Here is a 21,848-nt window from a genome sequence, read left to right on the forward strand (position 1 = left end):
GCCGCCGCGCAAGTGGCTCGGCAGATGGGACAAGGGGGGTTCGCCTCGCGAGCCGGGGAGCAATCCGTGGGGCCGGGCCTAGGAGGCCTGCCATGGCACAGCCCGAACTCCAGCTCGGCGGCGTTGAATCGGAGAGCCATCCGTGGCACATCCGCCTCGTCGAACATCCGAAGCGCTTCGAATCGGCGCACTTCCGTGCGGCCAAGGACACAGCGCACAAGATCCTCCGCCAGATGAACGACACCGACCTTCCCTACGGCCCCCGGCCCAGCAGTCCGGGGCCGGGACCTGGACCGGGACCTGGACCTGGACCGAAAGGCTCCGAGCGCTGGGAGATGCACCACGGCGGCAGTCTCTGGGTCAGGGGCGCCGACCGCTGGCTGATGTTCCGTGCCCGGGTCGGCATCGAGTGGAGCATGCAGTTCTGCGCCGACCCCGCGAAGGTAGACCGGCTCCGCCAGGAGGCCGCCGAACTGGTCGCCGCCTTCCCCCGCACCCTGCCCGCCCTGACCCAACTGGGCTACGAGCAGGCCGAGGAACTGCTGCGCACGCCGGTCGGGGACGCCGACGGGGTCGAGGCGTGGACCGACTCGCTGTTCAACTCGTGCGTGCCGCTCAGCCACGGAAACCACCAGGGCATCCTCCCCACGGTGCCCGGCGAACACCACTACCCCTGGCCGGTGAAAGGCGCGGACTTCGTCCGGTACGACGACTTCCAGCTGTGGGTGACACTGCCGGACGGCACCCACGGAGCCGTCGCTCCGGTGGACCGTCGCGGCTCGGGCAACGGGGCGGTCCGTCTGACCTTCGTCCCCGAGGGCAGCGAGGCCGCGCCATCGATCGCGGAGGCCCAGGAACACAGCCTGATGGCGGTACTGCCGGCCGACAGCGACGTGGCCATGCAGGCCTTCGCCCGGCAGATACCTGCCGGCCGGCACACCGCCGCCGGTCCGCTCGCGGCGGCCGGCGCGGCGACCGTGTCCAGGGCTGGAACGGAGCGCTGACATGCCCCGCGCGATCGTCATCTGCCTCGACGGCACGGGCTGCCAGGTAGGAGCGAACAACCCCACCAACGTGGTGCGGCTGATGGAGATGCTGGACGCGGACGATCCGGCCCGGCAGCTCGTCTACTACGACCCCGGCGTGGGGACCATGTCGTCCCCCTCCGTCGGCGGCCCCGTCGGCCGGCGGCTCTCCCGCCTCTGGGGGCTCGCCTTCGGCAGCGGACTGCGGACCAACCTCGCCGAGGCCTACACGTACCTCATGCGGCATTGGCATCCCGGCGACCTGGTGTACGTCTTCGGCTTCAGCCGCGGCGCCTACACCGCCCGTGCGCTCGTCGGCATGCTCAACAAGCCCGGGCTCATGCGCCCTGGCTCGGAGAACCTCGTGCCGTACGCGGTGGCGAAGTACGCCTTCAACCAGGACATCGAAAGGAGCGAGGAGGAGGTCGCCAGGTTCTCGCACGCGTTCTGCCGACGCACCGAGGGCGAACCGCTGTGGGAGGAGGTCAAGCAGAACAACCTGCGGCAGGTCTCCCACCACGCCCTGCCCGTGGCCTACCTCGGCGTGTGGGACACCGTGAAGGCGGCCGGGCTCCTGCGCCTGGGCAGTCTGCAGTGGCCGTACACCCACCAGTTGCCCAACGCGGCCCGCATCCGGCACGCCGTGTCGCTCGACGAGACCCGGCGCCCCTACCGCGAGTTCCTGGTGACACGCCGCCCGGAGCGTCCGGACACCGCCCAGGAGGTGTGGTTCGCCGGAGTGCACTCCGACGTCGGCGGCACCTTCGAGCACGCCGAGGGCGCGCCGCTGCTCTCCGCGATCCCGCTGAAGTGGATCACCGACGGTGTCACCGGGAACCTGGTGTTCCGGGACAAGGCATACGACACGACGTGCGCGGTCAGCGAGGAGTTCGCCGGTGCTCCCGTGCACCGCAACGGCCCGCTGTGGACTCTCGTGGGCCGCCGCCACCGCCCTCTGCCCGCCGGCGCCGTGCTGCACAGCAGCGTGAGACTGCGCCGCGAACGGGACCCCGGGTACCGCCCGGACCTGCCGGATCCGCAGCAGCCGGAGGGGTGGGCCGATCCTGACTGGACCAAGCCGGTCCCGCCCCCGGTCGGCCCGGACATCCGGAAGGACGGTCGCCCGTCCTGAGATCCCCGATGCGGGCGCCCGGTTCGCACCCGTCGCCGTCGGTGCGCCCGCCCCGGGGGGTCAGCGGCGCTCCGGCGGCGCCCCCAACCGGTGCAGGCGCAGCGCCAGTTGGATCTCCAGGGCCCGGGCGGGACGCTGCCAGTCGTCGCCGAGGAGGCGGGCCACCCGGTCCAGCCGTTGGGCCACCGTGTTCACGTGGACGTGGAGTCCGTCCTTCGTGCGGGCCGGGCTCATCCCGCAGGCGAAGTAGGTGTCGAGGGTGCGCAGCAGTTCCGTGCCGCGCCGCCGGTCGTAGGCGACGACCGGGCCGATGGTGCGGGTGACGAATGCGGTGACGTCCCGTTCGCCGGCGAGGAGCAGGCCGAGGAAGCCGAAGTCCTCGGCGGCGGCGCCGTCCCCCTCCCGGCCGAGGAGGCGCAGCGCGTCGAGGCAGCGGCGGCCCTCGGCATAGGCGGCGGCCCCGGCGTCGGGGCGGGTGGCGAGGTCGGCGACGGGGGCGGAGGCGCCGACGGTCACCGGCCGGTGGACGGCGGTGCCGAGGTGCCGGGCGGTGCGCCGGGCCACGTCGGTGGCGGTGTCGCCGGGTTCGAGGGGCAGCAGCAGGACGGTGCCGCCGTCGCGGGCGGCGGCCAGGCCGTGCCGGCTGGTGGCGAGGCGGGAGGCCGCCGACCACAGCCGGCGGCGCGCTGCCGCCGCCTGCTCGGCGTCCGCGGCCGGTCCTTCCGGGCGGGCGGCGAGCACGACATGGGGGGCGTCGAGGTCGGCGTGCAACCGGGCGGCGCGGTCCCGCAGTCGGCGCGGCTCGCGGTCACGGGCGTCGAGGAGGTCGTCCAGCAGCTCGCCCCGCACCCGCTGTTCGGCCTCGGCGGCGGAGCGGTCGGCCAGCAGGAGCAGCGAGGTGACCATCGCGGCCCGCTCCAGGGTGCGCTGGTCGACGGGGTCGAGGGCGGGCCGGCCGCGCAGGACCAGCGCGCCGAGGAGTTCGCCGCCCGCGGCGACCGCGGCGATCCAGTCGCCGCCGTGCCGTACCGCGTGCCCCTCCGTGCGCGAGGTCTCCAGCGGCCGCGGGTCGGCGGTGTCGGTGAACTCGACCGTGCCGCCGAGGACCTGGGAGACGGCGGCGGCCACGTCGCGGACCCGGCCGCCGCGCAGGACGAGTTCGGCGAGCCGGTCGTGGATGTCCGAGGCACGTTCGATGACCGCGCTGTGGTCCTTGATGACCTCGTTGGCCCGCTCCAGTCCGGCCACGGCCGAACGGGTCTCGGTGAGCAGGTTCGCCGTGTCGATGGCGGCCGCGGCGAGCGCGGCGAAGGAGCCCAGCAGCGCGATCTGCTCCCGTTCGAAGACGCGTGCCCGCCGGTCCGCCGCGAACAGCACCCCGATGACCTGCGGCCCGAGCATGAGCGGGACGCCGAGGATGGCGACCAGGCCCTCGTCGCGCACCCCGGCGTCGATGGGGAGCGTGTGCTGGAAGCGGTCGTCCTTCAAGTAGTCGTCGGTGACGTACGGCCGCGCGGTCTGCGCGACGAGTCCGCCGAGCCCCTCCCCCATGCCGAGCCGCAACTGCTGGAAGCGGGCCGCGACCGAGCCCTCGGTCACCCGCATGTAGGTGTCGCCGCGCGCCGGGTCGTTCAGGCTCAGGTAGGCGACGTCGGTGCCGAGCAGGGAGCGGGCGCGCTGGACGATGGCCTGGAGCACGGCGTCCACGTCCCGCAGTCCTGCCAGGTCGTGCGCGGTCTCGAACAGGGCGGACAGCTCGGCCTCGCGTCGGCGTCTGCCCTCCAGCTCGGTGCGGACCCGCAGCGCGAGGAGCTTGGCCCGCTCCAGCGCGGCGATCCGCTCCGGCGGCCGGTTCTCGGCGCGGGCGAGCAGCACCGGCTGCTCGTACGCCTCCGCCGAGGCGCCCCTGGCCAGCAGTTCGAGGTACGCCGGCTCGGCGCCCCCGGGTGCTTCGGCACCCGGGTCGAGGACACCGGCGGCCGGGGCCGGCCGCCGGATGGACTGCACGTGATCGCGAGACATGGTCACAGGATTCCGCATCGCCGCTGCGGCCCGTCGGGCCTGTGGAAAACTCGCGGGCGGCGGGTGCCCGGTCCGTCAGTGGGCCGTCCAGCCGCCGTCGAGCACCAGCGAGGTACCGGTGACGAAGGACGCCTGGGGGCCGCAGAGATAGGCCACGGCCTCGGCGACCTCCTCCGGTTCGACGAGCCGCTTGACGGCGCTGTCGGCCAGGAGCACCTCGGTCAGCACCTGTTCCTCGGGGATGCCGTGCGCCCGGGCCTGGTCGGCGAGCTGCTTCTCGACCAGTGGGGTGCGCACATAGCCCGGGTTCACACAGTTCGAGGTCACTCCATGGGGCCCGCCCTCCAGAGCGGCCGTCTTCGACAGCCCCTCCAGGCCGTGTTTGGCGGCCACGTAGGCGGACTTGTAGGCGGAGGCGCGCAGCCCGTGGACGGAGGACACGTTCACGATCCGGCCCCAGCCCTGTCCGTACATGTGCGGCAGCGCGCCCCTGATGAGCCGGAACGGCGCCTCCAGCATCACGGTCAGTACGGTGTGGAAGACGTCCGGCGGGAACTCCTCGATGGGACGCACCAGTTGGAGTCCCGCGTTGTTGACGAGGACGTCGGTGCCGGCGGCGGCCCGTTCGGCCGCGTCCAGGTCGGTGAGGTCGAGGACGTACGGTTCGACGGCGCCGCCGCCCGCCGCGCCCGGGGCCCGCCCGGCCGTGTCCGCGAGCTCGGCGAGCCCCGCCTCGTCCCGGTCGACGGCTCTGACCCGGGCGCCGGCGGCCACCAGGCGGAGGGTGCAGGCGCGGCCGATGCCCCCGGCAGCACCGGTGACGAGGGCGGTGCGGCCGTGCAGATCGAGGACGGGGGCGCGGCCGGGGGCGGAGCGGGTGCTGGGCGGGCTCATGAGTCGACCCTAGGGGGCCGCCACCCGCTCCCCCATGGCGTCAGCACACATACTTCAGCTGAATGCCGTGGTGTCGAACCACGTGGGTGCATCCGACATGGCCTGCTTGATCCGCAACACCCCGAACTCGTTCAGCTCCGGCAGGGCGTCCGGGTCGAACCACGCCACGTCGAGCGACTCGTCGTCGTTCACGCGGGCCTCGCCGCCGACGGCCCGGCAGCGGAAGGTGATGTCCATGAACTGGCAGACGTCGGCGTTCGGGTAGGTGACGGGGTCCAGCGCCTGCACGAGGACCACCCGTTCGGCGACACAGCGCACCGCCGTCTCCTCGAAGACCTCCCGGACGGCGCAGGCCGCAGGCTGCTCCCCCGGCTCCGGAATGCCGCCGATGACCGACCACTTGCGGGTGTCGGTGCGGCGGCCCAGCAGCACTCTGCCGTCGTCGTCGAAGACGATGGCGGTGATCCCGGGCAGCCAGAGGAGCTGGTGGCCGGCGGCGGCCCGGATCGTGCGGATGAAGTCAGGAGTAGCCATACGCCGACCCTAACGCCCGGCTCCGCGCGCCCCGCCGAAGCCACCGGGCGTACAGCGGGTGTACGGCTACGCGTCACCGGCGCGCGGGCCGCGCACTCCGGCCCCGATCGCCCAGCCGACGCCACCCGCCGCGACCAGCACCAACGCGATCTCGGGGAGGATGCCCAGCTTGGTCGCGGGCGTCTCGGAGGTGCGCAGCGGCACCTTCTGCACCAGGTAGGCGGGCACGAACATGCCGGTCCTCTGGGTGATCTTCCCGTCCGGCATGATGATCGCGCTGACGCCGCTGGTCACCGGCACGGTGACGGTCCGGCTGTGCTCGACCGCGCGGATCCGGGACATGGCGAGCTGCTGGTAGGTCATCTCGCTGCGGTCGAAGGTGGCGTTGTTGCTCGGCACGGAGATCATCTCGGCGCCGTGGGTGACGGTGTCCCGCACGTCCCAGTCGAAGGCGGCCTCGTAGCAGGTGGCGAGGCCGACCTTGGTGCCGTCGATGTCGAAGACACCGGGCTTGGTGCCCCGGCTGAAGTCCTGGCGGACCATGCTGGTCCAGTCCTTGTTGATGGCGCCGACCAGTCCGCGCAGCGGGAGGTACTCGCCGAAGGGCTGGATCTGCCGCTTGTCGTACGTCGATGTCGGGCCCTTGACCGGGTCCCACAGGATCTGCTCGTTGAGCAGCTTGCCGCCCCGCTCGACGACCCCGCCGACCGAGATGGGCACACCCATCGCCTTGGCGGCCCCGTCGATCACGGCGGCCGCGTCGGCGTCGGAGAACGGGTCGACGTCGGAGGAGTTCTCCGGCCACAGCACGAAGTCCGGCTTGGCGACCTTGCCGGCCTTGACGTCGGCGGCCAGCTTGAGCGTCTCCTTCACGTGGTAGTCGAGCACGGCCTGCCGCTGCGACGCGAAGTCCAGGCCGGCCCGCGGCACGTTGCCCTGGATGACCGCGACGGTGACCGAACCGTCCTCGGCCTTGTCGCTCACCAGCGACCGCGCCGCCACCGCGCCCACCACGGGCACGGCCACGCTCAGCAGGGCCACGGCCGCCGCTCCGCGACGGATCTCGCGGGTACGCCGGCCCTCGACGGCCAGCCGCCCCGCCTCGTAGAGACCGAAGCCGCACAGGACGACGGCGAAGCCGAGCACCGGTGTGCCGCCCAGCGCGGCGAGCGGCAGGAAGACGCCGTCCGCCTGGCCGAAGGCGATCTTGCCCCAGGGGAAGCCGCGGAACGGCACGCGCGCGCGTGCCGCCTCGCCCGCGATCCACAGGGCGGCCGCCCACACCGGCCAGGCCGGCAGCTTGGAGACGGCGGCCACACCCACACCGACCAGGGCGATGAAGATCGCCTCGATGGCCACCAGCGCGAGCCACGGCCCGGGGCCGACCTCGACGCCGGTCCACACGAGCAGGGGCAGCAGGAAGCCGAGCCCGAAGACGTAGCCGAGGCCGAGGGCCGCCTTCCAGCTGCGGCCGCGCAGCACCCACCCGAATCCGGCGAAGGCGGGCAGCGCCAGCCACCACAGGGTGCGCGGCGGGAAGCTGACGTACAGCAGCACTCCGCTGAGTGCGGAGGCGGCGGCCGGGACCAGGCGGCGGAGCAGCCGGAGGCCGCGTGCGCTGGGCGCGGGGCGCGGCGTGAGCTGGTCCGACTGGTCGACGGAGGTTGCGGTGACGGTCACTCCGGGAGTGTACGGCGGTTGACCTTGCGGCCGACAGCACGGTCCCGGCATGCAGGAATCACACCGTTCCCGCGCAAGTCATCCACAAAGCGGGCATCACCGGTTACGGTGTGCCGAGGCGGGTGGCGGGGCCCGCCGCAGGTCGGGGGACCGGGGTACGGGGGGCGACGGTGGGGTCGACCGGGATGACGTCCGCTGCCGACACGGGCGCGGACAATGACAGACGAAACGTTTCTGACGTGGTGGGCGTCGTGGTGCTCGGGGCGTGCGCCGCGTGGCCGCTGATCGCGGCGACCGGCCGTGACGGACGGCCCGAGGGCGTGCTGCTGGCGGTGCTCGCGGTGGCCGCGGGCTATGCCGCGGGCCGGGTGTCCGGGGCGCTGCTGCCGGTCGCCGCGCCGTGTGCCGGCGCGCTGGCCGGGCTGGCGTTCGCGGTGGCGATGCCCCGGCTGGCGCCGGGCCCCCAGTTCGCGACCCCGCTCGGCCATGCCGGTGCCGTCGCGGCGCTGCTGGCTCTCGCGACGGGCGGCGCGTGCTGCGCCGCGTGGGCGACGCCGGTTCCGGCGCTGCGGTTCGGGCTGCGGATGCTGGCCGCCGGGATCGTGCTGGCCGGCGCGGCCGTGGGCTCCGCAGTCGGCTGCGCGGCCAGTGCCGTCGTGCTGCTCTGCTCCCTGGCCGCCGGCCGGATGCGGCGGCGGGGTCCGGCGGTCGCCGGGCTGGCTCTGGCGGCCGCCCTGGTGACGGGCACGGTCTGGGCGGTCGCCGCGGACGTGCTGCCGGCCGGCCTCGCCACCGCCCTGGAGGGACCTCTCACGGAGCATCGCGTCCTGCTGTGGCGGGACGCCCTGCGTCTCGCGCAACGGAACACCGCCGAGGGAGTCGGCCCCGGGCGCTTCGGCGAGCTGAGCGGCACCGCGTCCGAGGCCCTGCTGCCGGACGGCAAGCCGCACTCGGCGCCGCTCCAGCTGGCCGCCGAGCAGGGCCTGGTCGGCGTCCTTCTGCTGGCCACCGCGTTCTGCTGGATCCTCTACGCCCTGTGGCGGTCCCCCCGCGCCACCCCGGTCGCCCTCACGGCGGGCGCGGCACTCACCGCCCTGGCCGTGATCGCCGCGGTCGGCAACGCGCTGAGCTTCACGACGGTGTCGGCGGGCGCGGGCCTGCTGGCAGGTCTGGCGACGGCACGCCCGTGGGTGGCGGGAGGGGTGGGGACGCCAGGCAGTTGAGCCGTACGACTGTGTGGCCCCGCACGCGGCCACCGGTACGGCCGCGCAGCCCGGCCACATGTGTACTCGCCACACATGGTCCGGCCACATGTGGTCCGGCCCCGGGTGCGGCCCGCGTCAGTGCGCCGTGCCCGGCGTGATCGTCCGCAGGCGTTCCCGGATGACACGCACCGCGGACTCGGCGTTGTCCACGGTGATCGTGAAGGTGTGGCCGTCCCACAGGCGCAGGACGATGCCCTCGCCACGGCGGACGACGACGGCCGTGCCCTTCTCGGGGCGCCAGCGGTAGCCCCAGCCGCCCCAGTGGCGCGGGGTGATCTGCGGGGAGAAGTCGGCGCCGACCACCTCGGAGAGCGGAATACGACGGCGCGGTACTCCTATATGACCGCAGCGGACTTCGAGACACTCCCTGTCGAGCCGCAGGTCGACATGGACGAAGGCGAGGGTGCCGAAGAGGACCAGCAGCCCGGCGGCGATACAGCCCACGACGGCCATCACCAGGGCGGTCACGCCCGAGTTCCAGGCGGAGTCCACGGCCAGTTCGATACCGAGCGCCATGCAGGCGGCGCCCACCAGGGCCAGCAGCCACTGGACCCGGTTCGTGGCGCGCCCGGTCCAGACGTCCGGGTGTGAGGCGTCCTCGTCCGGAGAGCGGTCGCGGGGGTGGTCCCTCATGTCTACGAGATTACTCAGGTTTCGCTGCGCGGGCACCGCGTTGCGGAGGGTGACTGCTCACATCGGGGGTATCCCCGGCCCCGGACGGTTCACTGGGACGCGGCAGGACTGGCCGTGCGCAGCAGCCGGGCCTCGGCGTAGCCGAGCGCGGCCTCGGGCAGTTCGCCCTCGCGGCCGTTGAGCAGCACCGTGACCGTGCCGGTGGCCGGCGCGTCGGGGGCCGGCCGGGCGCCGATCCGGCGCAGCGCCTGGGCGGCCACCGCACCGGCGGAGCCGTGCAGGGCGAGGGGTGCGGCGCCGGGGCGCTGGACGGCGGTGCGGATACGTTCCGCCAGGAGTTCGTAGTGGGTGCAGCCCAGGACGACGGTCGTCACGTCGTCGGGGGTGAGCGCGGCCGCCGCGGTCACGGCGGCGTCGACGGCGGCCCGGTCGGCGTGCTCCACGGCCTCGGCCAGTCCCCAGCAGGGCACCTCGGTGACCGGCACACCGCCGGCGAACTCCTCGATCAGGCCGCGCTGGTAGGCGCTGCCCGTGGTGGCGGGGGTCGCCCAGATCGCGACGGGGCCGCCGCCGGCGGCGGCCGGCTTGATCGCGGGGACCGTGCCGATGACCGGGATGCCGGGTTCCAGGCGCGCGCGCAGTGCCGACAGGGAGTTCACGGTCGCCGTGTTGCAGCCGATGATCAGCGCGTCCGGCCGGCGGGCGGCGGCGGCCTCGGCGACGGCCATGGCACGCTCGGTGATGCCCTCGGGGGTGCGCGGTCCCCAGGGCATGCCCTCCGGGTCGAAGGAGAGGACGAGATCGGCGTCGGGGCGCAGCCGCCGTACCGCTGCGGTGGCCGCCAGCAGGCCGATTCCGGAGTCGATGAGCGCGATCTTCACCCGGCCACGATAGACGATGGGCCGTTGGGAGCAGGCCCGATGGGGCAGACTGCGCGGGTGAGCGCCTTCACATGGATCGCCGCCGTGTCCCTCGCCGCCTGGCTGTGGCTGCTGCTCTGCCAGGGCTTCTTCTGGCGCACCGACGTCCGGCTGCCGCCCCGGCGCGAGCCCGCCGAATGGCCGGACGTGTGCGTGGTGGTGCCGGCCCGGGACGAGGCCGGCGTGCTTCCGCTCAGTCTGCCGTCGCTGCTTGCGCAGGACTACCCGGGGCGGGCGGAGGTGTTCCTGGTCGACGACGGCAGTACGGACGGCACCGGGGAGCTGGCCCGGGAGCTGGCCGCGCGCCACGGCGGGCTGCCGCTGACGGTGACCTCGCCCGGTGAGCCGCCGGCGGGCTGGACGGGCAAGCTGTGGGCGGTACGGCACGGCATCGGTCTCGCACGCGCGCGTGGCCCCGAGTACCTGCTGCTGACGGACGCCGACATCGCGCACGGGCCGGACAGCCTGCGGCTGCTGGTGGCGGCGGCCGGCACCGGGGGCTTCGACGTGGTCTCGCAGATGGCCCGGCTGCGGGTGGCGAGTGTGTGGGAACGGCTCGTGGTGCCCGCCTTCGTCTACTTCTTCGCGCAGCTGTACCCGTTCCGCCGGATCGGCCGGAAGGGCTCGCGCACGGCGGCAGCGGCGGGCGGCTGCGTCCTGCTGCGCGCCGACGCGGCGGAGCGGGCGCGCATCCCGGACGCCATCCGGCACGCCGTGATCGACGACGTGGCGCTCGCCCGGGCGGTACAGGGCACCGGAGGCCGCATCTGGCTGGGGCTCGCCGACCGGGTGGACAGCGTGCGCCCCTATCCGCGCCTGCACGACCTGTGGCGGATGGTCTCCCGCAGCGCGTACGCGCAGCTGCGGCACAACCCGCTGCTGCTCCTCGGTACGGTCGCCGGTCTCGCGCTGGTGTACCTGGTGCCGCCGACGGCGGTGCTGGCCGGGGCGGTCACCGGCGGCACCGCGGCGCTGCTGCTCGGCGCCGCGGCCTGGCTGGTGATGACCGCGACGTACCTGCCGATGCTCCGCTACTACCGGCAGCCGCTGTGGCTCGCCCCGCTGCTGCCGTTCACCGCGTTCCTCTACCTCCTCATGACGGTCGACTCGGCGGTGCAGCACTACCGGGGGCGCGGGGCGGCCTGGAAGGGCCGTACCTACGCGCGTCCCGGCACGGTCGCCGACGAAGGCTGACCGGCCCGCGCCGCTCCTCGCGTCATTTGCGGCCGGGCGTCCAGTTCATGCCCCAGCCGTAGGCGCGGTCGACGGTCCGCTGCGGGCTCACCCCGCGCTCCGGGACCAGGTAGCGCGCCTCGCGCTGCACGACCAGGTCGCCGCCGGTGCTGGTGAGCAGGGCGAGCGCGCACACGGTCGAGGGGACCGTGCACTCGTCCAGGGAGAAGTCGACCGGGGCGCCGTGCTGGGGCTGGAGGGTGACCGTGGCGTGCAGGTCGGCGAAGGACGAGGCGCCCTGGTAGATCGTCACGAAGATCAGGATGCGCCGGAAGTCCTGTTTGTGATCGAGGTTGACGGTGAGGTTCTCACCGCTCGACACGGCGCCGGTGCGGTCGTCGCCGTCGAGGTGGATGTACGGCGGCCGGTTCAGGGCGCCGAAGGCGTTGCCCAGCGCCTGGACGACGCCCTTGCGCCCGTCGGCCAGCTCGTACAGGGCGCACAGGTCGAGGTCGAGCGCACTGGCTGCGCCGCGCCGGCCGCCCCAGCCGGGGAGCTCTTTGCGGACCTGCCAGTTGAGGTTGACCCGTAGCGCGCCCGAGGTGCCGCCCTGCTTGGCCAGGGAGACGGAGGGGGCGGCCTTGGTGAGCGTCACCTTGGACAGCCGCACGGGGGCGGTCGGCGGGGGCGGTGGCGGGACGGGCAGACCGGCGGAGGTCGGCACCGGGTGCTGCGGGAAGGGCGGGGTGACAGGCCGCGGCGGGGCGACCGGCGCGGGGACCGGCGGAGTGCCGGGAGCCGGAGCCGGCGGAGCGGCCGGTACCGGGGCCGGCGGGGCGGCCTGCGTCATGGGCGGCTGCACCGGGTGCTGCGGCTCGTCCACCGTGATCCCGAAGTCGGTAGCAAGCCCTTCCAGTCCGCTGCTGTATCCCTGTCCCACCGCACGGAACTTCCAGCCGCCCTGGCGGCGATACAACTCGCCGAGCACGAAAGCGGTTTCCACCGTGGCTCCCGTACTGTCGAAGCGGGCCACCACATTCCCGTCGGCCGCGTTCCGGATCTCGACATAGAGACCGGGGACCTGCCCGAACGTTCCACCGTCCGCGGAGGCCGCGAGGACGATCCGCTCGATCTGGTTCTCCACGCGCGCGAGGTCGACGAAAAGGGTGTCGGTGACCAGGTCGCCCGAGCGCCGTTTGCCCTCGTGCCGGACCGCGCCCGAGGCGTGCGCGGGCTGGTTGTAGAAGACGAAGTCGCCGTCGGAGCGCACTTTCCCGGCGACCAGCAGGAGCGCCGAGGCGTCCGCGTCGGGGACACCCGGGCCGGAGCGCCGGCCCAATTCGACGCGCAGCGCCGTGGTCGGCACCGGCGTATTCGATCCTTTCGACATTGACATGTCCGCCCCCATCATGTGTCGGCACGCCGGGCACGCCCCGGCCGCCCCAGGTCATCCCTACCCTCACAACCTATTCCCGGGGACAGGTATCTCCCATGAGCGGCACAGGAAGATCCCTGGCCAACTGCCGGTAACCGGCTCGGAACTCGGCCTTTACACGATCCGAACGCTCATTGCCGTCCTTTTTTGCCGAGTTCGCTCGGATTGGGGATCCGGCGTCACTGCCGACACGGAAAACAACCCTCTTATCGGTCTCCCCAACCAGCACATCGTGGGCTTAACTTATGTGCCATGACCTCCCCCCGCTCCACCTATGGCGGCGGCTACTACTCCGCCTCCTTCCCGGACACTCCGATCTACGACTCGCTCGTGGCCGAACGGGGCACCCCTCAGATCGCCCCGATCCGGGTTCCTCCCGCCTACGACGCGCCCAGCAGCTTCAGCAACCTGCCCGCGCTGCCGTCGGCACTGCCCGCTCTCCCGGCGGGCCCCTCCCAGCCGGCCCCGGGCTACGGCTACCCGCAGCAGATGCAGCAGCCCGCGCCGCTGCAGCAGGCGCCCACGGCGTACATCCCCCAGCAGGCGACGGGACCGCGCGGCTACCCCGCGCAGCAGCCGCAGCCGCCCCGTCCGATGATGGGCGGCACGGGCTACGAGGCGATGCGCCCGGCGGCTCCGCGCCCCGCGCAGGCGGCTCCGTACCAGGACCCGTACAACAACCAGCAACAGCAGCAGTACCGCGGCTACTGACCGGCATCCCCCGATGTCGGTGCCGCCTGGCACGATGGCGTCATGGGGATGGCGGAACTGCAGTCGATCCACGTTCACCCGGTCAAGGCGCTCCGGGGCTTCTCGCCCCGGGAGGCCGTCGTGGAGCCCTGGGGGCTGGCCGGTGACCGACGCTGGGTTCTGATCGACGACGGGGGAAAGGTCGTCACCCAGCGGGCGCAGCCGCGCCTCGCGCTGGCCGCTGCCGAGCTGCTGCCCGGCGGCGGCGTACGCCTGTCCGCGCCCGGGCGCACGCCCCTGGCGGTGCCGGTCCCGGAGCCGGGGGTGACGGTGCCGGTGGACATCTTCGGTACGAAGGTGGAGGCGGTCCTCGCGGCGGAGGCGGCCCATGCGTGGTGCGGCGCGTATCTGGAGGCCGACGTCCGCCTCGCGCACATGGACGACCCCGCGAACCGCCGCCCGATCGACCCGGACCACGCGCTGCCGGGCGAGACGGTGAGCTTCGCCGACGGCTTCCCCCTGCTGGTCACCGCGCAGGCCTCGCTGGACGCCCTCAACTCCCTGATCGCGCGGGGCGAGCACGCCGACGAGGGCCCGCTGCCCATGAACCGGTTCCGGCCGAACGTGGTCGTGCGGGGCACCCGGGCCTGGGCCGAGGACGACTGGGAGCGGATCGCGATCGGCGAGGTCGAGTTCCGGGTCGCGAAGATGTGCGGGCGGTGCGTCGTGACCACCACCGACCAGGCCGACGCCGAGCGCGGCCGCGAGCCGCTGCGGACGCTGGCGCGGCACCGCAGGTTCGGCAACCAGCTCGTCTTCGGCCAGAACCTGGTACCGCGCTCCCCCGGCACGATCCGGGTCGGGGACCCGGTCCGGGTCCTCGGCTGACGTCCGGGCCCCCGAGGCGACACCTCGCACCGATCCGCGCATCCGCCCGTCCACTCATCCGGCGATCCGGCGATCCACCCATCCGCCGATCCGCCCACGCCGGAGCCGCCCATCCGCCGATCCGCCCACGCGGGAGCCGCCCATGGCCGAGCCGTTCTCGGTCGAGCCGGCCTCGACCGGAAGTCGAGTGATCTCCGACTCGGCGGGAACCCGAGCCCGCGGCCCGGTCGTTGGGGTCGTGAGAAGTTCATGAGAGTCCCGGCCGGGGTGATTTCGCTCTCTCTTCGGCCAGGGGCTCGGGTGAACGGACCGGGCGGGGGTTATCACGGAGCGGGAAGGGGGTGGTGGTCGGTGCGAGCGATCCGCGGCCTGTGGCGCTGGCGGCACAATCCGCTGCGCCGTGCGACCGACCTGGCCGAGGCCTGGGTGGCCCTGGTGGCACTGGTGCTGATCGTGGTGGCCGCGCCGGTGCTCGGCTCGTTCGTCGGCGCCGCGGCCCAGGCCACCCTGCAGCGGTCGGTCCGCCAGCAGCAGCACGACCGGCATCTCGTCCTGGCCACGGTGGTGCGCAAGCTGGGCGGCGCCCCGGTGGAGCCCGACCCGGACGCCACCAGCGCCCACGACCCCCGTAGCCGGGTGCTCGCCGACTGGACCGCGCCGGACGGCACCCACCGGCACGGCCCGGTCCTGACCACCCTCAAATCCCCGCACAAGGGCGACCACTTCGACGTCTGGACGGACCGGCACGGCCTCATAACGGCCCGCCCGCTGGACGCCGTGACGGCGACGACCCACGCGGTGCTGGCCGGGTTCGGCGCGGCCCTGCTCACCGCGGGGCTGGTCGACAGCGCCAGGCGGATGATCGTCTGGCGTATGGTCCGTCGCAGATACGCGCGGTGGGACCAGGCCTGGGACCGGGCCGGCCCGGACTGGGGCAAGGCCGGGACGGGCAGCTGACGGCCTTTCCGTCTCTGGTCAACCCACCACCTCGGCGCACGCTACGGTGGACCGGCCGAAGCGCATTCGGCATCGACCCGCGCGCGAGCGAACCGCAGGGGCCGGGCACCGTCCGCGGTGCCGCCCCGAAGGCGAGCGAGCGATCTGTACGACGAGGTGGGGGCACGGCAACGCCATGGCACAGGGCACGGTCCAGGTGACGCACACCGGCACATCGAGGTGGCGCCGCCGCACAGGTGAGTACGCCTCGCTCGCCGCCGCCCTGGAGGCCGCCGCCGACGGCGACGTCCTCACGGTCGCGCCCGGCACCTACCGGGAGAACCTCGTCGTCCAGCGCGCGGTGACGCTGCGCGGCCCGGAGGGCTCGCCCGGTTCGGTGCGCATCGCCCCCGTGGACGGGGTCCCGCTGACCGTGCGCGCCTCGGCGGTCGTCCAGGACCTGCACGTCGAGGGCCAGGACGCGGCCGCCCCGGCGCTGCTGGTCGAGGAGGGCACTCCCGAGCTGCTGGACGTGCGGATCGTCACCCGGTCCGCCGCCGGGATCGAGGTGCGCGGCGGAGCCCGGCCGACCGTGCGGCGGTGCACCGTGGACAACCCGGCGGGCATCGGCATCGCCGTACTCGACGGCGGCGGCGGGGTGTTCGAGGAGTGCGAGGTCGTGGCGGCCGGCCAGGCGGGCGTGGCGGTGCGCGGCGGCGGCCGCCCCCGGCTGGAGCGCTGCCGGGTGCACCACGCCTCGGGCACGGGCATGACGGCGACCGGGGAGAACTCCTCGCTGGAAGCGGTGGGTTGCGAGATCTACGAGGTGCGCGGCTCCGGTGTGCAGGTCACCGCGCGGGCGACGGCGCACCTCACCGACTGCGACGTGCACCGCACCACCGCCGACGGGGTCACCCTCGACACCGACGCGGTGCTCACCCTCGCCGACTGCCGTATCCACGACATCCCGGAGAACGCGGTCGACCTGCGCTCGCGTTCGGTGCTCACCCTGACCCGCACGACAGTGCGTCAGTTCGGGCGCAACGGGCTGTCGGTGTGGGACCCGGGCACCCGGGTGGACGCCAACCAGTGCGAGATCTTCGACAGCACGGGCGACTATCCGGCGGTGTGGGTGAGCGACGGCGCCACCGTGGTCCTGGACTCCTGCCGGGTGCACGACGTGCCGGACGCCCTGTTCGTGCTGGACCGCGGCTCCCGCGCGGACGTCGTCGACAGCGACCTCTCCCAGGTGCGCAACACGGCGGTGTCGGTGAGCGACGGCGCCACCGCGCAACTGGACGACTGCCGGATCCGGGACGCGGCCACCGGCGCCTGGTTCCGCGACCACGGCAGCGGCGGCACCCTCAACAACTGCACGGTGGACGGCACCCAGACCGGCGTGATCGTCACCAAGGGCGCCGACCCCACCATCGAGCGGTGCACGGTCGACTCCCCGGCCGAGGCGGGTTTCTACGTGTCGGCGGGCGGCCGCGGCACCTTCCAGAACTGCCGGGTCACCGGCAGCGGCGGCTACGGCTTCCACGTGATCGACGGCTGCCGTACGACCCTGCGCAAGTGCCGCACGGAGCGGTGCGCTCGCGGGGGCTACGAGTTCGCGGACGCCGGTCCGGACACGGGCTCGGGCACCGGCCCGGTGGTGGAGGACTGCACCAGCGACGAGAGCGGCAGCCTGCGGCCGCCCGAGGCGCGCGAGACGGCCGTGCAGACGTCGTACCAGTCCCCCGGCCTGCTGGGCGCGATCCCCGGCCAGCGCAGCACCGAGCAGGAGCCGCTCCTCGCTCCCGTCGCGCCCGAGGAGCCGGCACGGACCTCGACGGCCGTGCTCGGCGAACTCGACGCACTGGTCGGCCTGGACAGCGTCAAGCGCGAGGTGCGTGCGCTGACCGACATGATCGAGGTCGGCCGGCGCCGCCAGCAGGCCGGCCTGAAGGCCGCGTCCGTCAAGCGGCACCTGGTGTTCACGGGCTCCCCCGGCACCGGCAAGACGACGGTCGCCCGGCTCTACGGCGAGATCCTCGCCTCCCTCGGGGTGCTGGAGAAGGGCCATCTGGTCGAGGTGTCCCGGGTCGACCTGGTCGGCGAGCACATCGGTTCCACCGCGATCCGCACCCAGGAGGCCTTCCAGCGGGCGCACGGCGGAGTGCTGTTCATCGACGAGGCGTACGCGCTGTCGCCGGAGGACGCCGGGCGGGACTTCGGCAAGGAGGCCATCGACACCCTGGTGAAGCTGATGGAGGACCACCGGGACTCCGTGGTGGTGATCGTCGCGGGCTACACCGAGGAGATGGAGCGCTTCCTCTCGGTCAACCCCGGTGTGGCGTCGCGTTTCTCGCGGACCATCACCTTCAGCGACTACGGCCCGGACGAGCTGCTGCGGATCGTCGGGCAGCAGGCCGACGAGCACGAGTACCGGCTGGCGCCGGGCACGTCCGAGGCGCTGCTGACGTACTTCACGGTGCTCCCGAAGGGCCCCGCGTTCGGCAACGGCCGTACCGCCCGCCAGACCTTCGAGGCGATGGTGGAGCGGCATGCGAGCCGGGTCGCCCAGCTCGCCGACCCGACCACCGACGACCTCACCCTGCTCTACGCGGAGGACCTCCCCGAAGTCGGCTGATCAGCCGCCCGGTTGCGGCCGCTGCCCGGGCAGCTCCGGGCGCAGCCGGGCCAGCAGCCGCTCCCGTTCCTCGGCGAAGGCCGGGTCCGCCTGGTAGTCGGAGTGGCCCAGGATCGGGGCGGGCAGCGGGTGTCCCGGGGTGCGGCCGTAGGCGAGGGGGTCCTTGAGGGGCGCGTGGTCGACCTGGGGGCCGGCTCCGTCGGGGATCCGCACGGGGCCGCCGATGGGGTCGGTGAGGCGGTAGAGGTTGCGCCAGCAGGCGACCTCGCGGTGCAGGGAGCCGAGTTCGGCGGGGCCGAAGTGGGCCGGGAACCAGCGCCCGTACAGCCGCTCCAGCGGCGAGCCGTACGTCAGCAGGGCGACCCGGCTGCGGACCGCCGGGGTCAGCTGCCAGGCGGCCGCGGCGGCGAGGACGCTGCCCTGGGAGTGGCCGGAGATGACCAGCCGGCCGCCGGTGCGGCGGGTCCAGGTGTCCATCCGCCAGGTCAGGTCGGGGACGGCGCGCTCGGCGTAGCAGGGCGGGGCGAAGGGGTGGGCGGCGCGCGGCCAGAAGGTGCCGACGTCCCAGAGGATGCCGATGGTGCGCCGCGCGGAGGCGTCCTTGTAGGCGCGCCGGCCCCAGGTGACGAAGAGCAGGAAACCGAACCCGACCAGCCAGGAGCCCAGCGCCTGCGAGGTCTCGGCCGCGCCGTGCACCAGGGCGTACGTCCGGTCGGCGGCCGCGTCCGGGGTCTCCCCGGTGGCCAGCGCGCCGACCAGCGCCCCGGCGCCCAGCACCAGCGTGGCGGCGCACAGCACGGTGACGACGAACGGCGTCCGGTCGGTGAGGACGGCCATGGCCCGGACCCGGGCGATACGACGGCTGCGGGCCGCGTCCTCCGGTTCCCCGGGGTGGCCGAGGGCGACGGCGGCGCGTTCCGTGCGGCCGAGCCGCGAGGTGTGCCAGGACAGCCACCCGACCGCGGCGAGCAGCACCACGAGAACCGGCGGGATCACCGACGCCTGCCAGGTCAGCAGTACCGGCGGTCCGGCGATGGAGGTGCCGGTGCCGTCCAGCCAGTCGGCGACCCGCTGGGCGACCCCGCCGGAGATCACCCCGCCGAGCGCGCAGGCGAGCAGCGCGACCGCGGGCCCGCCGAGGCCGCGCATCGCGGCGCGCGCGTCGGGCAGCCGGCGGTGCAGGTCGTGGGCGACGGCCGCGAGGACGATCACCAGCACGCCCTGGGCCAGGGCCAGACCGCCGAAGGTGGTGTCCCCGGCGAGCCGTCCCACGGAGTGCCACCCGGGCCGGGACCAGCCGGCGTACACCATCGCGAGCAGCAACAGGGCGAGCGCGCCGAGCGGCAGGCACCGTACGAGGTGCCGGTCGAGTTCCTGGTCGAGGTGGTTCTCGCTGCGGCCCCGGCGGCAGACCACCCACACCGTGGCGAGGGCGCCGGCGACCAGGGCACCGGTGAGCAGCCACCCGGCCGTGTCCCGTACGGCGGTTCCGCCCGGCCCGCGGTCGAAGGAGGCCGCCGGTGCGAGGACGGCGGCGGCGACGGTGAGCAGGCCCGCCGCGGTGTGGGCGGCCCGCAGCCGGGCGACCAGCCGGCGTCCGTACCAGAAGCCGGGGCTGCCGAGGGAGGTGTGGCCGGGCTCGGGGTCGCCGACCAGGGGCCGGGTGGACTCGTAGGCGCTCCAGGTGCGGTGCGAGAGGTACCAGAGCAGGCCGGTGAGGGCGGTGGGGACCAGGGCGGCCAGGACGAGGCGGCGTCCGGGTGCGCTCCACCAGCCGCCGTCGGATCCGGCCGGCGAGAGGAAACCGAGCCAGGTGTGCCGCCGGGCGCAGGCCGGCACGCCCGCGCACTGCCAGGCGGCGAGGTCCAGGGCGACCTCGCAGGCGGCGGCGACCAGCAGCACGGTGAGGGTGAGCCCGGCGAGCCGGACCAGCAGGCCGTAGAAGCGCACGGTGCGCGGCCGGTCGTCGGCGGCGGGGCGCATCCAGTGGGCGAGGTTGACCACCATGAACGGCAGAAGCAGCAGCCACAGTGCGCGGGAGGCGTTGCCCGAGGTGAGGTTGCACCAGACGTACGCCTCGGGCACCGTCCGGTCGCGGTAGTCGCCGGGCCGGGACTCGGCGTCGACGTCCTCGGCGCGCCGGAAGACGGCGGCGGTGCCGTCCCCGGTGATCCGCACCGTGCGCGGATCGTCGAGCATCTTCTCGGGCGTGGTGCCGCCGACCCCGTGGACCAGGAGTTCCAGGTCGATCTCCGTCGCGGCCGGCCGCTCGGCGGGGCCGCCCGCGGCGGTGCGATCGTGCGCGCGTTCCACTCTTCTCGCACTTCCCCCGTGACGCGCCGATGGTCTGTGTCCGTGCGGGTTCCAGGATCGCCGATTCCGGTGTGACGCACACCACTCGGCACGGAATCTCCCCGTTGTGTGTGACGTCCAGTGCAACACGTGGTGACCAAATGACATGTGTGCGCCGACACAGGGAGTGGCGCAACCTGTGCGGTCCCGTGAAAGGATGGGGCGCCCGCGCACCGGAGCCGGACGGAATGTCCTGGTCGGGGCCGGTACGCAGGGCGTGTCGGACGGTTTGAGGCGAGAGGACCGGAGCGTACGTGAGCGAGAACCAGAACCTCCTCGCGGAGCAGCGCCGCGCCCTGATCCTGGACGAGGTCCGGCGCCGGGGCGGCGTACGGGTCAACGAACTGACCCGCAAGCTCGGCGTGTCGGACATGACCGTGCGCCGGGACCTGGACGCGCTGGCCCGGCAGGGTGTGCTGGAGAAGGTGCACGGCGGTGCGGTGCCGGTGGTCGAGGCGAGCACGCACGAGCCGGGGTTCGAGGCCAAGTCGGGGCTGGAGCTGACCGCCAAGGAGGACATCGCCCGGGCCGCCGCCGAACTGGTCGTGCCGGGTACGGCGATCGCCCTGTCCGGCGGGACGACGACGTACGCGCTGGCACACCATCTCCTGGAGGTCCCCGACCTCACCGTGGTGACGAACTCGGTGCGGGTCGCGGACGTCTTCCACGCGGCCCAGCGGGTCTCCGGGCAGCGCCAGGGCGCGGCGACGGTGGTCCTGACCGGCGGGGTCCGCACCCCGTCCGACTCCCTGGTGGGCCCGGTGGCCGACCAGGCGATCGCGGCGCTCCACTTCGACCTGCTCTTCCTCGGCGTGCACGGCATATCGATCGAGGCCGGTCTCTCCACGCCGAACCTCGCGGAGGCGGAGACCAACCGCCGCCTGGTGCAGTCGGCCCGGCGCGTCGTGGTGGTCGCCGACCACACCAAGTGGGGCACGGTGGGCCTCAGTTCGTTCGCCAAGCTGGAGCAGATCGACACGCTGGTCACGGACGCCGGACTGCCCTCCGACGCACGTGCGGAGATCTCGGAGCATCTGCGCAGGCTGGTGGTGGCGGGCGAGGCGGAGGCCTGACCGAGTCGGCGGTACAGACATCTGACGGGCCGCCAGTTATCGTGGCGGAGCCGGTCAACCGCCTTACCGGCCAAGGGGGTTCTCGTCCATGACGCGCCGTCTGCGCCCCGTGGGGCTCGACTTCGTCGAGACCGCGCCCGTACGCCTGGTCTTCGCACAGGAGATGTCCGCGCCACCCGAGCGGGTCTTCCGCGCTCTCAACGACGACGTACCCGGCTGGGCGGAGTGGTTCGCCGCGGTGACCCGTGCCGAATCGGTCGACGACGGCGCCGGGCGCGACATCCGGCTCAGGGGCGGCGGGCGTTTCCGGGAGACGATCATCGCGGCCAAGGAGGCGGAGGTGTACGCCTACCGGGTGGACCTGACCAACGCACCGGGCGCGCACGCCATCGCGGAGGAGTGGCGGCTGGTCCCCGCCGGCGGCGGCACCCGCGTGCAGTGGACCTTCGCCGTGGACGGCACGGCACCGTTCCGTCTCGCGGTCAGGGTGGCACGCGCCGGGCTGGGCCGGGCCTTCCGGGGCGCGGTCGTCGAACTGGACCGGCGCCTGTCGCGGTAGCG

Annotated in this window: 18 protein-coding genes; 10 read left to right on the plus strand and 8 right to left on the minus strand. The window is 73.7% G+C overall.

Features of this window, described 5'->3' with window-relative positions:
• The first annotated feature begins 92 nt into the window (after positions 1-92).
• Positions 93-1,004 carry a DUF6424 family protein gene (locus tag ACFZB3_RS28970; RefSeq protein WP_391380241.1) on the plus strand — a complete coding sequence of 304 codons (912 nt, stop codon included), beginning with the start codon at positions 93-95 and terminating at the stop codon, positions 1,002-1,004.
• 1 nt (position 1,005) lies between these two features.
• On the plus strand, positions 1,006-2,157 hold the full coding sequence (locus ACFZB3_RS28975; RefSeq protein ID WP_391380243.1) for a phospholipase effector Tle1 domain-containing protein: 1,152 nt from the start codon (positions 1,006-1,008) through the stop codon (positions 2,155-2,157).
• Between the two features lie 60 nt (positions 2,158-2,217).
• On the opposite strand, the gene ACFZB3_RS28980 is transcribed toward ACFZB3_RS28975, so the two are convergent.
• From ACFZB3_RS28980 to lnt, 4 genes are all read right to left on the minus strand, one after another.
• On the minus strand, positions 2,218-4,179 hold the full coding sequence (locus ACFZB3_RS28980; RefSeq protein ID WP_391380244.1) for a GAF domain-containing protein: 1,962 nt from the start codon (positions 4,177-4,179) through the stop codon (positions 2,218-2,220).
• A gap of 75 nt (positions 4,180-4,254) precedes the next feature.
• Positions 4,255-5,073 (minus strand): 3-hydroxybutyrate dehydrogenase, encoded by an 819-nt coding sequence (locus ACFZB3_RS28985; protein WP_391380246.1) that lies wholly within the window; start codon positions 5,071-5,073, stop codon positions 4,255-4,257.
• A gap of 54 nt (positions 5,074-5,127) precedes the next feature.
• Positions 5,128-5,607, minus strand: a complete 480-nt coding sequence (locus ACFZB3_RS28990) for an NUDIX domain-containing protein (RefSeq protein ID WP_391380248.1) — start codon at positions 5,605-5,607, stop codon at positions 5,128-5,130.
• 66 nt (positions 5,608-5,673) lie between these two features.
• Positions 5,674-7,287: an apolipoprotein N-acyltransferase gene (gene lnt, locus ACFZB3_RS28995; protein WP_391380250.1), complete on the minus strand. Its 1,614-nt coding sequence runs from the start codon at positions 7,285-7,287 to the stop codon at positions 5,674-5,676.
• Positions 7,288-7,472: 185 nt separating this feature from the next.
• Between lnt and ACFZB3_RS29000 the strand changes: the two genes are divergently transcribed.
• Positions 7,473-8,510, plus strand: coding sequence for an O-antigen ligase family protein (locus tag ACFZB3_RS29000; protein ID WP_391380252.1), 1,038 nt, complete (start codon positions 7,473-7,475; stop codon positions 8,508-8,510).
• Between the two features lie 117 nt (positions 8,511-8,627).
• On the opposite strand, the gene ACFZB3_RS29005 is transcribed toward ACFZB3_RS29000, so the two are convergent.
• The gene (locus tag ACFZB3_RS29005; protein ID WP_391380254.1) at positions 8,628-9,185 is read right to left on the minus strand and encodes a hypothetical protein; all 558 of its coding nucleotides are present in this window, start codon (positions 9,183-9,185) and stop codon (positions 8,628-8,630) included.
• An 89-nt stretch (positions 9,186-9,274) separates the two neighbouring features.
• On the minus strand, positions 9,275-10,066 hold the full coding sequence (locus tag ACFZB3_RS29010; RefSeq protein ID WP_391380257.1) for an aspartate/glutamate racemase family protein: 792 nt from the start codon (positions 10,064-10,066) through the stop codon (positions 9,275-9,277).
• Between the two features lie 39 nt (positions 10,067-10,105).
• Here ACFZB3_RS29010 and ACFZB3_RS29015 point away from each other — a divergent pair, with 39 nt between their 5' ends.
• The gene (locus tag ACFZB3_RS29015; RefSeq protein ID WP_391380259.1) at positions 10,106-11,299 is read left to right on the plus strand and encodes a glycosyltransferase; all 1,194 of its coding nucleotides are present in this window, start codon (positions 10,106-10,108) and stop codon (positions 11,297-11,299) included.
• A 22-nt stretch (positions 11,300-11,321) separates the two neighbouring features.
• Here the strand turns inward: ACFZB3_RS29015 and ACFZB3_RS29020 are convergent, their stop codons facing one another.
• A complete protein-coding gene (locus ACFZB3_RS29020; RefSeq protein ID WP_391380641.1) occupies positions 11,322-12,686 on the minus strand; it encodes a TerD family protein in 1,365 nt (454 codons plus the stop codon).
• Positions 12,687-12,965: 279 nt separating this feature from the next.
• On the opposite strand from ACFZB3_RS29020, the gene ACFZB3_RS29025 reads away from it, so the two are divergent.
• The 4 genes from ACFZB3_RS29025 to ACFZB3_RS29040 all read left to right on the plus strand — a co-directional run bounded on the left by ACFZB3_RS29025 (position 12,966) and on the right by ACFZB3_RS29040 (position 17,862).
• A complete protein-coding gene (locus tag ACFZB3_RS29025; protein ID WP_352362959.1) occupies positions 12,966-13,424 on the plus strand; it encodes a DUF6643 family protein in 459 nt (152 codons plus the stop codon).
• A gap of 42 nt (positions 13,425-13,466) precedes the next feature.
• The gene (locus ACFZB3_RS29030; protein ID WP_391380262.1) at positions 13,467-14,291 is read left to right on the plus strand and encodes an MOSC N-terminal beta barrel domain-containing protein; all 825 of its coding nucleotides are present in this window, start codon (positions 13,467-13,469) and stop codon (positions 14,289-14,291) included.
• A 351-nt stretch (positions 14,292-14,642) separates the two neighbouring features.
• Positions 14,643-15,248: a hypothetical protein gene (locus ACFZB3_RS29035; RefSeq protein ID WP_391380264.1), complete on the plus strand. Its 606-nt coding sequence runs from the start codon at positions 14,643-14,645 to the stop codon at positions 15,246-15,248.
• A gap of 175 nt (positions 15,249-15,423) precedes the next feature.
• Positions 15,424-17,862 carry a right-handed parallel beta-helix repeat-containing protein gene (locus ACFZB3_RS29040; RefSeq protein WP_391380266.1) on the plus strand — a complete coding sequence of 813 codons (2,439 nt, stop codon included), beginning with the start codon at positions 15,424-15,426 and terminating at the stop codon, positions 17,860-17,862.
• Here ACFZB3_RS29040 and ACFZB3_RS29045 read toward each other — a convergent pair whose 3' ends face one another.
• Entirely contained in the window at positions 17,863-20,175 is a 2,313-nt protein-coding gene (locus ACFZB3_RS29045; protein WP_391380268.1) for a hypothetical protein, read from the minus strand. It lies immediately after the preceding gene.
• Positions 20,176-20,468: 293 nt separating this feature from the next.
• On the opposite strand from ACFZB3_RS29045, the gene ACFZB3_RS29050 reads away from it, so the two are divergent.
• Together ACFZB3_RS29050 and ACFZB3_RS29055 are read left to right on the plus strand one after the other, a co-directional pair.
• Positions 20,469-21,287 (plus strand): DeoR family transcriptional regulator, encoded by an 819-nt coding sequence (locus tag ACFZB3_RS29050; RefSeq protein WP_391380269.1) that lies wholly within the window; start codon positions 20,469-20,471, stop codon positions 21,285-21,287.
• Between the two features lie 88 nt (positions 21,288-21,375).
• Entirely contained in the window at positions 21,376-21,846 is a 471-nt protein-coding gene (locus ACFZB3_RS29055) for an SRPBCC family protein (protein WP_391380271.1), read from the plus strand.
• Positions 21,847-21,848 lie beyond the last annotated feature (2 nt).

The sequence above is a fragment of the Streptomyces sp. NPDC008092 genome (genome assembly GCF_042957285.1).
In the GTDB taxonomy this organism is placed as follows: Bacteria; Actinomycetota; Actinomycetes; order Streptomycetales; family Streptomycetaceae; genus Streptomyces.

Excerpts from the sequence above, each read along its gene's own strand:
- ACFZB3_RS28970 (WP_391380241.1), top strand. The coding sequence starts at position 93 with ATGGCACAGCCCGAACTCCAGCTCGGCGGCGTTGAATCGGAGAGCCAT.
- ACFZB3_RS28975 (WP_391380243.1), top strand. The coding sequence starts at position 1,006 with ATGCCCCGCGCGATCGTCATCTGCCTCGACGGCACGGGCTGCCAGGTA.
- ACFZB3_RS28980 (WP_391380244.1), bottom strand. The coding sequence starts at position 4,179 with ATGTCTCGCGATCACGTGCAGTCCATCCGGCGGCCGGCCCCGGCCGCC.
- ACFZB3_RS28985 (WP_391380246.1), bottom strand. The coding sequence starts at position 5,073 with ATGAGCCCGCCCAGCACCCGCTCCGCCCCCGGCCGCGCCCCCGTCCTC.
- ACFZB3_RS28990 (WP_391380248.1), bottom strand. The coding sequence starts at position 5,607 with ATGGCTACTCCTGACTTCATCCGCACGATCCGGGCCGCCGCCGGCCAC.
- ACFZB3_RS29000 (WP_391380252.1), top strand. The coding sequence starts at position 7,473 with ATGACGTCCGCTGCCGACACGGGCGCGGACAATGACAGACGAAACGTT.
- ACFZB3_RS29005 (WP_391380254.1), bottom strand. The coding sequence starts at position 9,185 with ATGAGGGACCACCCCCGCGACCGCTCTCCGGACGAGGACGCCTCACAC.
- ACFZB3_RS29015 (WP_391380259.1), top strand. The coding sequence starts at position 10,106 with ATGGGGCAGACTGCGCGGGTGAGCGCCTTCACATGGATCGCCGCCGTG.
- ACFZB3_RS29020 (WP_391380641.1), bottom strand. The coding sequence starts at position 12,686 with ATGGGGGCGGACATGTCAATGTCGAAAGGATCGAATACGCCGGTGCCG.
- ACFZB3_RS29025 (WP_352362959.1), top strand. The coding sequence starts at position 12,966 with ATGACCTCCCCCCGCTCCACCTATGGCGGCGGCTACTACTCCGCCTCC.
- ACFZB3_RS29030 (WP_391380262.1), top strand. The coding sequence starts at position 13,467 with ATGGGGATGGCGGAACTGCAGTCGATCCACGTTCACCCGGTCAAGGCG.
- ACFZB3_RS29040 (WP_391380266.1), top strand. The coding sequence starts at position 15,424 with ATGGCACAGGGCACGGTCCAGGTGACGCACACCGGCACATCGAGGTGG.
- ACFZB3_RS29055 (WP_391380271.1), top strand. The coding sequence starts at position 21,376 with ATGACGCGCCGTCTGCGCCCCGTGGGGCTCGACTTCGTCGAGACCGCG.